Raw genomic sequence first — 12,573 nt, forward strand, 5'->3', positions numbered from 1 at the left:
TAATTTAGCAGTAGAGTAACTGTCCAGTTCATTAATATTGCCCTCCTATAGAGACCGAAGTCTTTGTGGTTATTGGATATTGAACTCACGCCCCTTAAAGTGATGCTATTATTTTCACTAGCTCATCGAGGATTTTGTCTGGTTGGATCTATAAGGCATATATTAAAAGTTTTAAGCTTCTATCAACGGCCAATGTGAACACCCCTTAAATCTTAACGAATCTCATTAATCATGGCTTCAACAAACAGGCTTAATAAAAATAAATAATTCCAAAACAGGACCAAGTGGCAACCTTAGAGATTTTTGAAAACGATCTTAATTTTTATAAACTACGATATACAGATGATCTATCTAAGACATGTGGTTAAGACATTGCCCCCAGCAAGCAACACCACAAAATTAAGAAAAATAAAATTTATTCATATAATTGCATTATGCAACTATCAGGGAGTAGTGGCGCTCGAACGCATAGAAAATAGCAGCTTTATTAAGCTCATGTTCTTATTAAGTGCCTAGCTAATTTGAGACACAATTAAAACCCAAGCTCTACAGCTCCATACCAAATATTAAGTAATTACTCAAAGATAGGGGGTCTCATACTTTTCTCAATACAAGGTAATTTTAGATCCTCAAAGGGTTTAACTTGGGTCTTATAATAAGTCCACAATCAGTAACGGATATTACATTGAAACAGAGTCCGACTATAGGATAGCCGGTATTTCTACCGGCACTATCAATCTACGAACTAAAATACCTCGTAAATATAAACTTCTAAATCTACATCTTTGATCACGTCCATATCACCTTGAATATCGACTGTTAAATTATCGCACTTGCCTTCTGTAATTAAGGTATTATCGATAGTTAAGATTACCTCTTTGCGCAAATCTGAAATAGGTACGTTGGTGTAGATATTCTTGTTGTCCCTATCAGCTCCTATTGCAATTTTGCTACCATCTTCAGCAATACAGCTAGCTGTCATCCTGATGTCATAAACAAAATCATAGATCTTGGGACGATCCATGGTATAACAATTTTCTCTGGCGTATGAAGAGCGACAAATGACGTCTGGTTTAATTTCTCCTAGACCTGATACGACTGCAGTAATATCAAAGGTAATTTCCTGTCCACTGTCACCGAAGATTTCAATATTTGCAATGCGCCGGGTATCTGAACTATGGGAAAAATCTGTAACACTATGCTTAACACCAGCAATTGCAACCACTTCCGCAAACAATGGGCTGGAGAGCAAAAAAGCCAACACCAATAACATAACTTTAAAACACTTCATTTTTTATCCTTAAAAAATTAACATACGCAGCGGCAGTATAAATACCCTTTTATTTACTAACAAGTAAATATCGAACTCAGTCAGCTCAATTACATTGACGCACTATAAATCAAAGGATTTCAGTTCAATTATCATTTATGGCGCTGGCAATTAAACGCTTAACTTCACCCCTACTTTACTCTTAATAGAATGTACCGCGGTGCCATTTAGAAATAATCAGACTGGGGAGCTAATTTTACTTAGCTAAACAGAAGAGTTCGGGTTGCTCTCACTCCGAAGAGCACATTAAAGTTTGATTCTATCTGCTGACTTGTAAGAAGCCCCAAGTGCGAACCCTGCAAGTCCCTGGCATAGCTACATAATGAATAACGGCCTCACTTCTTGCAGGGAAAATTTACCTATCTATCATTGGGTGCTAGATAGCCACATACTGTTCGCTAAAGCCTGCCGTCAAACTAAATTATTGACTTACGGATTCTTGAAGTGAAAGTACAGTAACTAGTTTCCCAGCTACATTTAGCTCCGCCAAGACAATTGTGGAACTATGAGCAAGTTTGCCAAACTGAACGGCATAGCAACAAATTCAGCGAATATCCCGCAAAACCCGTAGAGCAACATGCATTACATCCCGCTCCTCAATATGACGGACAACAGAAATTTCATCTTGGGAATGCAGGTAGGTGTTAGGCCTTTGCCCAATTTGAAAGAAGGTATTATTTCTTAACCTGGCTCGCACATGATCGGCGATCCCTTCTGCCTAAATCCCTTTTTGATAATTTCATCACTCTTCCACAGCTGCAGAAAAATTTCAGTCTATTCGAATCTCACCTGGTGTTTTTCAATGTGCTTTCTACCAAAAGAGGCACGCCTCCTACGAATAGCAAATTTATTCCCGCAACTTTTACTACTTCTGCTATAGGCAATCCCGGAGCCAGCGTTCATTGCTTTGCCTGGAATCGGCATCCACGCGGCCAATACTTTACTCCAGTAGATTTGAGCACAAGCACAACCCCTGGCCATCTGTTAGCCACTGGTCCTTGTCGCTTGGTTTGACCTGCTTGGTTTGGGCATTCAGAGCCATAGTGGTGTTACCAGTTTCTAAATTGAACCAGGTAGCACCAAATATAGCACCGGATGACAACGAACAAGAGCGGGGGGCTGTACCCTCCAGATAGCAAAAAGCCCGGATTTACCGGGCTTTCTGGATGATTCCGAACTTCTTCGGATCTTGATGTGGTGCCCAGGGCGGGACTTGAACCCGCACGAGCATAGCTCACTACCCCCTCAAGATAGCGTGTCTACCAATTCCACCACCTGGGCTTAAAATTTACTGCTGTTCCTCATTTTCCTGATCAGCTTCAGACTCTGTGGAGTCACTGTCAGTGGGAGCCTGGGGAACATCACCAGATTCCAAATCTGCTTCGAGTTGCGGGATATCACTTTCGATTTCGGGCAACTCTGTAGCGGGGGCGCCCTGCTCTATTACAGCAGGTATTTGCGGCAGGTCTGCATCGACATTAGCATCGGCGTTCTGACGAGCCAAAAAGGCCAGCCCCAAACTGGTGACGAAGAATACCGTCGCAAAAATTGCTGTCAAGCGAGAAAAGAAATTTCCGCTACCCTGACTACCAAAAACTGTCTGTGATGCACCCGCACCAAAAGAGGCACCTGCTTCCGCGCCTTTACCTTGTTGCAGCAAAATCAAACCGATAATGCTCAACGCTGTCAGAACGTGTACGACTAATACCAATTTTTCCATTTTCTGGAAACTCTCTGCCGGGGTTGAACCAACCCGTTTTCAGTATTCCCTAACCCACCCGCTGTAATCTAGATTGCAGCGTGGCAAATTGCAGCGAACTCTTTCGCATCAAGCGAGGCTCCACCAACAAGGGCACCGTCAATATCAGCCTGCGCAAACAGCGCGCCGGCATTAGCGGATTTTACACTACCGCCATATAAAATCTGCACTTCAGCACCAATATTACCGAGCTGAGCACGGATAAACTGATGCACACTCTGTGCTTCCTCTGGAGTCGCAGTTTTTCCTGTGCCTATGGCCCAAATTGGCTCATAAGCAACAACAGCGTCTTTCCAGGCGTTTGTATCAATAAGATCACTTATCGCCGCAATTTGTGCAGTAACAACCTCTAGAGTACGCCCCTCTTCCCTCTCTTCAAGGGTTTCTCCCACACACAAAATGGGAATAAGACCAGCCCGCTGAGCAGCAACAAATTTCTTCGCTACCAGCTCATTGGTTTCTGCGTAGAGGCTACGGCGCTCAGAATGACCGACAATTACATATCGGGCATTCCAGTCGAGCAACATGTTTGCAGAAACTTCACCAGTAAAAGCCCCTACGGGCTCCTGGCTCATATTCTGCCCGCCGACCCAAATGCTGCCTTTATCCTTCGCTACCTGAGCAACCAAGGGGAGGTAAGGGAATGGCGGACATACAACAACGTCGGAAGTCACTCCCTCCAGATCGAGGTCTGCAAAAAAATGCTCGGCAAACTCTCGGCTGCCATTCATTTTCCAGTTAGCTGCTACCAGCGGTGTTCGCATGTGTGCTCCTTCAAGGGGCGCAAATCTTAGCGACATTGCCGCCAACATACAACCAAAAATATACGACTTTACCGTATACCCCGCTCAGTCCAGCTTACCAAGCTTTCTTCAATTCGGAATCAGCTATTCCCTATCCGCTCAACCACGGAGGAAATCTGTTTTGCCAATTGTTCAACCAGTGCACTGTCGCGTCCTTCTACCATTACCCGAATCAGTGGCTCAGTGCCTGATGGGCGCAAGAGTACACGTCCACTATCGGCAAGCTGGCCCTCTGCATCGCTAACGGCCGCTCTCACGTCCCGGTGCTCAATTACACCATCTCTATGCCCCAGTCGCACATTAATCATGTGCTGGGGTAGCATTCTCATACGCGATTTGAGCTGATGCAAGGGCTCATTAAATTCACGCAAAGCACGAAGTACCTGAAGTGCAGCAACAATACCATCACCGGTGGTGGAGGCATCAGCACAGATAATATGGCCCGAAGATTCACCACCCAGCATCCAACCATTTGCAGACATTTTCTCCAGGACATAACGATCCCCGACTTTTGCCCGCTCAAATGGGATATTGCGCTCTCGCAAGGCCAGCTCGAACCCATAGTTACTCATTAGGGTGCCGACCACCCCTTTACACCCACCAAGGAACTCTTGCTGGTGCAAGCCGATAATAAAAAGCAACTGGTCGCCATCGACGAGTTCACCGTTACGATCCACAAATAGTACTCGGTCACCATCGCCATCGAATGCAATTCCCAAATCCGCTCCCTGTTCCAGCACTGCCTTCTGGAGCTGCTGGGGTTGGGTCGAGCCGCACTCAAGGTTGATATTCATTCCATCAGGACTAACACCCAAGGCTGTGACCTCGGCTCCAAGCTCACGGAATACTTTCGGGGCAATATGGTATGTCGCTCCATTGGCGCAATCCAATACGATCTTGAGCCCATCGAGGGAAAAGTTCCAGGGAGTAGATGCCTTGCTGAACTCGATATAGCGAGCAGCAGCATCATCAATTCGGTGGGCCTTGCCGAGATCCTTTGCGGTCTCCATAGGCAGGCTCAGCGCCGCCTCAATTTCCATCTCTATCTGATCTGGTAACTTGCTACCCTCAGCACTAAAGAACTTAATACCGTTATCATGGTAAGGGTTGTGAGAGGCACTGATCACAATACCTGCGCGCGCATGGAAAGTCCGGGTTAAGTAGGCGATTGCAGGCGTTGGCATTGGCCCAAGCAATCCCACATCCACGCCGGCATTTATCAAGCCAGCCTCCAGTGCGGCCTCAAACATATAACCGGAAACCCGTGTATCCTTGCCAATCAAAATACAGGGTCTGCCCGGACGCTTCTCGCCAGCCATTTTTCCCAGCACCTTACCGGCAGCATATCCCAATCGCAGCATAAAATCCGGGGTAATCGCGCCTTCGCCCACTCGCCCACGGATACCATCAGTGCCAAAAAATTTTCTTTCCATAACTCTTCTCAGTAACGTCAAATACCGCTTTTTTATTTTGCGGAAAATACAGAAATTTCCCAGCGGCTCGGTTTAACTTTGTCAGTGGAACGGGTTAGCCTTCGCGGTCAACCATTTGTTGTAAGCGCAACACATCCACGGTCTCTGCGACGTCATGGACCCGCAGAATCTTAGCTCCTCGCTGCGCAGCCATCATGGCGAGAGCCAGACTTCCAGGCAGCCTTTCATCCACTTCACGTTTTAGCAGCCGGCCGATCATTGACTTGCGAGATAACCCGGCAAGGATAGGAATATTGGAGGGGGCCAGCTGAGATAAACCACGTAATAGTGCTAGGTTATGCGCATCAGTTTTTCCAAAGCCGAAACCCGGATCAATGATAAGCCGCTCGCGTACTATTCCCCGGCTTTCACATATCGCGATTCTCTGCTCCAGATAAGCGGCAACTTCCTCCACTACATTTCCATAGGAAGGCGCCGCCTGCATGCTACCTGGCTGTCCCTGCATATGCATCAGGCAAATTGGTAATCCAGTTTGCGCCGCAGCTTCTAAGGCCCCAGGCCGCTCCAAAGCACGAACATCATTAATTAAGCCTGCCCCAACTTCGGCAGCGGCCTGCATCACCGCAGGAGTACTGCTATCGACAGAAATTACAATTTCAAAGTTCGAGCTAATAGCCTCAACAACTGGAATAACCCGATCTAACTCCTCTTGTTCCGAAACCGGGCTTGCTCCTGGGCGGGTGGACTCACCACCCACATCCAGAATGGCAGCTCCTGCCATCAGCATCTGTTCAGCTCGACACAGAACCAGAGACAGGTCCAGGCTTCCGCCAGCATAGTAGCTGCCGCCGTCAGAGAAAGAGTCCGGTGTTGTATTCAGGACCCCCATAACAACAGGCTGGGATAAGTCCAGCGCATGTTTTCCACAAATAATTTTCATGTCAAAGATAAAAAAACGGAATGCCAGAGCGGAATAGGCATACGCCTTATCTCCGATCGGGCATTCCGTTAGTTATGTCCTTGTAATTCTGTTTGGAGCTCAATGCTCGTTCAGCGGGCCGCCCACGGTATTACTTTTATCGGCTTCGGTAGAAGCTTCATGAGTCTCAGTATCCGCTTCGCCGGTAGAACTGTTACCGCCAGAACCAAAATTATTGTCCTGCCAGTCCCGCGGCTGGCGTACCTTACGGCGAGCCATCAAATCATCAACTTGCTCTGCATCCAGGGTTTCATATTCCATCAACGCATCTTTCATCGCTTCAAGAATATCCCTGTTTTCCTCGAGCAGTTTACTCGCTCGTTCGTAGCAGCTATCAATAATACGGCGTACTTCCTCATCAATTTCATTGGAGGTCTTACCGGAAACAGGGTTGCCCTGCCCTGGCTGTCCACTGTCATCCTCACCGTAGTGCAGCGGACCCAGTTTCTCGGAAAGCCCCCACTTGGTCACCATATTGCGCGCCAAATCAGTGGCTCGCTCGATATCGTTGGAGGCCCCAGTCGTTACGCCATCGATACCCAAAGTCATTTCCTCAGCGATACGCCCACCAAACAGAGAGCACAACTGCGATTCAATCGCACGCTTGGAAAGGCTGTACTTATCTTCTTCTGGTAGGAACTGGGTGACTCCAAGCGCGCGGCCACGAGGAATAATGGTTACCTTATGTACAGGGTCATGCTCCGGCACCAGGCGGCCAATAATAGCGTGACCAGCTTCATGGTAAGCAGTATTCACTTTTTCCTTTTCATTCATAACCATGGACTTACGCTCGGCACCCATCATGATCTTGTCACGGGCACGTTCGAATTCTTCCATAGTCACAGTGCGCTTGTTTGCACGAGCAGCAAACAAGGCTGCCTCATTTACCAGGTTGGCCAAATCAGCACCGGAAAAGCCGGGAGTCCCACGAGCAATAGTCTGGGCATTGACCTTGTCATCCAGAGGCACCTTGCGCATGTGCACTTTAAGGATCTGCTCACGTCCACGGATATCAGGCAGACCCACAAATACTTGACGATCAAAACGGCCGGGGCGCAAAAGGGCATGGTCAAGCACATCAGGGCGGTTAGTTGCGGCAATAACAATCACCCCTTCACTACCCTCAAAACCATCCATCTCCACTAGCAACTGGTTCAGTGTCTGCTCGCGCTCATCGTGGCCACCGCCCACACCGGCACCACGGTGGCGACCAACAGCATCAATCTCATCGATAAAGATGATACAGGGGGCCTGCTTCTTGGCCTGTTCAAACATATCGCGTACGCGGGAAGCACCCACACCGACAAACATCTCTACAAAGTCGGAACCTGAAATAGAGAAAAATGGTACTTTGGCCTCACCGGCAATAGCCTTAGCCAGCAGAGTCTTACCAGTACCAGGAGGACCGCACATCAAGACCCCACGTGGAATGTTGCCGCCCAAGCGCTGGAACTTGGTCGGGTCACGCAGGAACTCAACTAACTCCTGCACTTCCTCTTTTGCTTCATCCACACCCGCAACGTCGGCAAAGGTGGTTTTGATTTGATCTTCGCCCAACAAACGCGCCTTGCTCTTGCCAAAGGCCATTGGGCCAGAGCGCCCACCGGCACCGCCCTGCATCTGGCGCATAAAGAACATAAATACAGCGATGATGATTAGAATCGGGAAACTGGCAACCAACAGCTGCTGCCAGATACTGGGGGACTCCGGCTCACGACCGACGAACTGCACATTGCTGCGCACTAGCTCATTAGTGAGTTCGTCATCAATGATTTGTGGCTGGATAGTCTTAAAGCGGTTGCCATCCGCCTTCTCCCCGGTGATCACCAGGCCATCTACAACCACACTTTTTATCTGGCCCGACTGCACATCCTGAACAAAGTCGGAATAGCTGAGAGCCTCATCCCGTGACTGCGGTTTAAAGTTCTGAAATACCATCAGCAGCACCGCCGCGATGATCAACCACAGTACAAGGTTCTTTGCCATATCATTCAAAGGGATAGCCCTCTCGCTTTCGCACTCAAAATCCGTTCATCCGGCAACGCCGGTCACATCGACACTGATTCAAACCAGTATAGGTGCGGGGGTCAACAGCCCTGCCCCCGATCTTGGTATCGCTTATACCATATCGGGCGCCCAGACCAGAAATACACCGCTCGCCTCAACCGCCCTTAAAACCACGCGCTACCAAGTAGACTTCGCGGGAGCGGGGCCTGGAAGCACCGGGCTTACGGGTCACAACACTGTTGTAGCTGCCGCGTAGATCGCGAATCAGCTCGTCAAAACCCTCGCCCTGGAACACCTTGGCAACGAAGGCCCCGCCGGGTTTCAGAACCTGGCGAGCCATATCCACAGCCAATTCCACCAAATACATGGAGGCGGGCTGATCCACGTCGCGTATCCCACTCATATTGGGGGCCATATCGGAAATCACAAGGTCTGCCAGATCATCACCTAAGTGTTGCAGCAGCTCATTGAGCACTGACTCCTCGGTAAAGTCGCCTTGTACAAAGTCCACGCCCGCCAGAGGGTCCATAGGCAATATGTCAGACGCCAAAACCCGGCCTTTGTGCCCCACCAGCTCCATTGCGACCTGGGACCAGCCACCCGGCGCCGCTCCCAGGTCGACAACCGTCATGCCCGGTTTGAACAAGCGGTCCTTATTGTGCAGCTCCTGCAGCTTGTAGCTGGCACGGGAGCGGTAGCCCTCTTTTTGGGACTGCTTGACGTACTGGTCATTAAAATGTTCACGCAACCAACGGTGGCTGCTCTTAGATCGGCCCATCAGGTACAATGCCTACAATCACTACAGCTTAATTATAAAAGCGGCCACAGACCGCGCATGTCCCAAACGTCTGCTGGTGACAATCGAGGTCTGTGGCTGCTTCCACATCGATATCCACAAAGTGGTAATGGAGTATTGTATGCCTTTAACCGCCGACCGCAAAAAAGCTCTTCGCTCTCTCGGTCACAACCTGAAACCCGTGGTGACTGTAGCCGGCAATGGGCTCAGCGATGGCGTGATGGAAGAACTGGAGCGTGCGCTTGAAGATCACGAGCTGATCAAGGTCAAATTAATGATTGCCGACCGTGAAGTTCGCCACCAGATCGTGGGCGACCTCTGTGCGAAATCCTCCTCGGAACTGGTGCAAGAGATTGGCAAGATTGCATTGATTTACCGTGCGGCGCAGAAGCCGGATGTTAAGAAATCCAACTTATTGCGTTAATTTTTTGGAGCGGCAAATGCCGCTCCAAAAAATCACCTCGAAGCTATCAATACCCTGCTAAACCAGCGAAATTATTGCCTTTCCCTTCCAGGCTCCAGAACTCAACTAATATCCTACTCTGCCGGTGAAGGATCTGTATTATCAGGGATATTATCCCCATCAGTGTCAGGATTAATGGGGTTTGTACCCAGCTCAAATTCCAGGGCATTCGTCAGGCCATCACCATCGGGGTCTTCACCACGATCCTCTGGGCGACTGGCATCCAGGCCGTATTGGTTCTCCCAAAATGTAGGAAGGCCATCTCCATCAAAATCATGGCGATACTGCGAGTTGGTTGGGAAGCGATCTTCGCCATCCTCTACCCAGTCACCATCGCTATCACGCTCTTGCGGGTTAGTGCCCAGCTGGTATTCCTGCAGGTTGCTGAGACCATCGTAATCTTCATCAAAAATAGCATCAGTGGGATCATCGCTACGGAGGCCATGTTCCTGTTCCCATTCGTCCGCCATGCCATCGCCGTCTTCATCACGACTGTAGCGGGCATCGGTTGGCAATAAGTCCTGGCCATCTGCAACACCATCATGATCGCTGTCTGGATCACGCGGGTCGGTGCCAGCTTGGTACTCTTGTAAATTCGTCAGGCCGTCACTGTCGGTATCTTCCGCTGCATCACCGGCATCGCCATCATTAAAGTGATGCTCCTGTTCCCACAATTCCGGCAGGCCATCGCCGTCATGATCAAAACGATAAGCGGCATTTAGCGGTGCGATATCTTCGCCATCTTTAATACCATCAAAGTCACTGTCACTAAGATCTATTCGGGTGCCTGCTTGGTATTCCTGCAAATTGGTGAGACCATCAAAATCATTATCCTGAGTTGCATCTTGAGCATCGTCATCATTCAAACCACGGCTGACTTCCCAGGAGGCGGGGATGCCGTCACCGTCATGATCCCAGTTCTTATTTGGGTCTAGTGGCCACCAGTCTTCACTATCACGGGCGCTGTCCCCATCAGTGTCAGGATTAATGGGGTTTGTACCCAGCTCAAATTCCAGGGCATTCGTCAGGCCATCACCATCGGGGTCTTCACCACGATCCTCTGGGCGACTGACATCCAGGCCGTATTGGTTCTCCCAAAATGTAGGAAGGCCATCTCCATCAAAATCATGGCGATACTGCGGGTTGGTTGGGAAGCGATCTTCGCCATCCTCTACCCAGTCACCATCGCTATCACGCTCTTGCGGGTTAGTGCCCAGCTGGTATTCCTGCAGGTTGCTGAGACCATCGTAATCTTCATCAAAAATAGCATCAGTGGGATCATCGCTACGGAGGCCATGTTCCTGTTCCCATTCGTCCGCCATGCCATCGCCGTCTTCATCACGACTGTAGCGGGCATCGGTTGGCAATAAGTCCTGGCCATCTGCAACACCATCATGATCGCTGTCTGGATCACGCGGGTCGGTGCCAGCTTGGTACTCTTGTAAATTCGTCAGGCCGTCACTGTCGGTATCTTCCGCTGCATCACCGGCATCGCCATCATTAAAGTGATGCTCCTGTTCCCACAATTCCGGCAGGCCATCGCCGTCATGATCAAAACGATAAGCGGCATTTAGCGGTGCGATATCTTCGCCATCTTTAATACCGTCAAAGTCACTGTCACTAAGATCTATTCGGGTGCCTGCTTGGTATTCCTGCAAATTGGTGAGACCATCAAAATCATTATCCTGAGTTGCATCTTGAGCATCGTCATCATTCAAACCACGGCTGACTTCCCAGGAGGCGGGGATGCCGTCACCGTCATGATCCCAGTTCTTATTTGGGTCTAGCGGCCACCAGTCTTCACTATCACGGGCGCTGTCCCCATCAGTGTCAGGATTAATGGGGTTTGTACCCAGCTCAAATTCCAGGGCATTCGTCAGGCCATCACCATCGGGGTCTTCACCACGATCCTCTGGGCGACTGACATCCAGGCCGTATTGGTTCTCCCAAAATGTAGGAAGGCCATCTCTATCAAAATCATGGCGATACTGCGGGTTGGTTGGGAAGCGATCTTCGCCATCCTCTACCCAGTCACCATCGCTATCACGCTCTTGCGGGTTAGTGCCCAGCTGGTATTCCTGCAGGTTGCTGAGACCATCGTAATCTTCATCAAAAATAGCATCAGTGGGATCATCGCTACGGAGGCCATGTTCCTGTTCCCATTCGTCCGCCATGCCATCGCCGTCTTCATCACGACTGTAGCGGGCATCGGTTGGCAATAAGTCCTGGCCATCTGCAACACCATCATGATCGCTGTCTGGAGCACGCGGGTCGGTGCCGGCTTGGTACTCTTGTAAATTTGTCAGGCCGTCACTGTCGGTATCTTCCGCTGCATCACCGGCATCGCCATCATTAAAGTGATGCTCCTGTTCCCACAATTCCGGCAGGCCATCGCCGTCATGATCAAAACGATAAGCGGCATTTAGCGGTGCGATATCTTCGCCATCTTTAATACCGTCAAAGTCACTGTCACTAAGATCTATTCGGGTGCCTGCTTGGTATTCCTGCAAATTGATGAGACCATCAAAATCATTATCCTGAGTTGCATCTTGAGCATCGTCATCATTCAAACCACGGCTGACTTCCCAGGAGGCGGGGATGCCGTCACCGTCATGATCCCAGTTCTTATTTGGGTCTAGTGGCCATAAATCCAAACCATCTGGCACACCATCGAAATCGGTGTCTTCTTTTCTTGGGTTGGTCCTAAGTTGGAACTCAGCCAAATTGGAGAGCGTATCCATATCCAAACTAGTAAGGGCATCATCTGCTGAGTAAATATTCAACCCATAAGCGCTCTCCCAGTAATCAGGCATGCCATCCATATCAGAGTCAAAACTATCGGCATAAGACCAACTACTGAAGACTGACGCAGTGAAAAGTAAAGAAAAGGAACAAGATACAGAGAATGGTACAAAACGATTCAGATCGCGACGGCGCATGGCTTCCAGCCCCCGATTATTTAAGCCTTATTTCACCTAGCAATTCCCAACAGGTGAACATCCA

9 protein-coding genes and 1 tRNA gene are annotated in these 12,573 nt (G+C 49.3%); 1 reads left to right on the forward strand and 9 read right to left on the reverse strand.

What is annotated here, in order from left to right; genetic code table 11:
• Positions 1-745 precede the first annotated feature (745 nt).
• The 8 genes from ACJJJB_RS15280 to rlmE form a co-directional block, all read right to left on the reverse strand.
• Positions 746-1,291, reverse strand: coding sequence for a hypothetical protein (locus ACJJJB_RS15280; RefSeq protein ID WP_445365118.1), 546 nt, complete (start codon positions 1,289-1,291; stop codon positions 746-748).
• A gap of 1,234 nt (positions 1,292-2,525) precedes the next feature.
• Positions 2,526-2,611: transfer RNA gene (locus ACJJJB_RS15285), tRNA-Leu, on the reverse strand.
• A 7-nt stretch (positions 2,612-2,618) separates the two neighbouring features.
• Positions 2,619-3,050 (reverse strand): preprotein translocase subunit SecG, encoded by a 432-nt coding sequence (secG, locus tag ACJJJB_RS15290; RefSeq protein WP_020412380.1) that lies wholly within the window; start codon positions 3,048-3,050, stop codon positions 2,619-2,621.
• 68 nt (positions 3,051-3,118) lie between these two features.
• Positions 3,119-3,853, reverse strand: coding sequence for a triose-phosphate isomerase (tpiA, locus tag ACJJJB_RS15295; RefSeq protein ID WP_020412379.1), 735 nt, complete (start codon positions 3,851-3,853; stop codon positions 3,119-3,121).
• A 119-nt stretch (positions 3,854-3,972) separates the two neighbouring features.
• Positions 3,973-5,325, reverse strand: a complete 1,353-nt coding sequence (gene glmM / locus ACJJJB_RS15300; protein WP_020412378.1) for a phosphoglucosamine mutase — start codon at positions 5,323-5,325, stop codon at positions 3,973-3,975.
• 94 nt (positions 5,326-5,419) lie between these two features.
• Positions 5,420-6,265, reverse strand: coding sequence for a dihydropteroate synthase (gene folP / locus ACJJJB_RS15305; RefSeq protein ID WP_020412377.1), 846 nt, complete (start codon positions 6,263-6,265; stop codon positions 5,420-5,422).
• A gap of 99 nt (positions 6,266-6,364) precedes the next feature.
• A complete protein-coding gene (ftsH, locus tag ACJJJB_RS15310; RefSeq protein WP_020412376.1) occupies positions 6,365-8,290 on the reverse strand; it encodes an ATP-dependent zinc metalloprotease FtsH in 1,926 nt (641 codons plus the stop codon).
• Between the two features lie 175 nt (positions 8,291-8,465).
• A complete protein-coding gene (gene rlmE, locus ACJJJB_RS15315) occupies positions 8,466-9,089 on the reverse strand; it encodes a 23S rRNA (uridine(2552)-2'-O)-methyltransferase RlmE (RefSeq protein ID WP_020412375.1) in 624 nt (207 codons plus the stop codon).
• Positions 9,090-9,228: 139 nt separating this feature from the next.
• Here rlmE and yhbY point away from each other — a divergent pair, with 139 nt between their 5' ends.
• Positions 9,229-9,531, forward strand: coding sequence for a ribosome assembly RNA-binding protein YhbY (gene yhbY, locus ACJJJB_RS15320; RefSeq protein ID WP_020412374.1), 303 nt, complete (start codon positions 9,229-9,231; stop codon positions 9,529-9,531).
• A 113-nt stretch (positions 9,532-9,644) separates the two neighbouring features.
• On the opposite strand, the gene ACJJJB_RS15325 is transcribed toward yhbY, so the two are convergent.
• Positions 9,645-12,509, reverse strand: a complete 2,865-nt coding sequence (locus tag ACJJJB_RS15325) for a hypothetical protein (protein ID WP_445365119.1) — start codon at positions 12,507-12,509, stop codon at positions 9,645-9,647.
• Between the last annotated feature and the right edge of the window lie 64 nt (positions 12,510-12,573).

The sequence above is a fragment of the Microbulbifer variabilis genome (assembly GCF_052468405.1).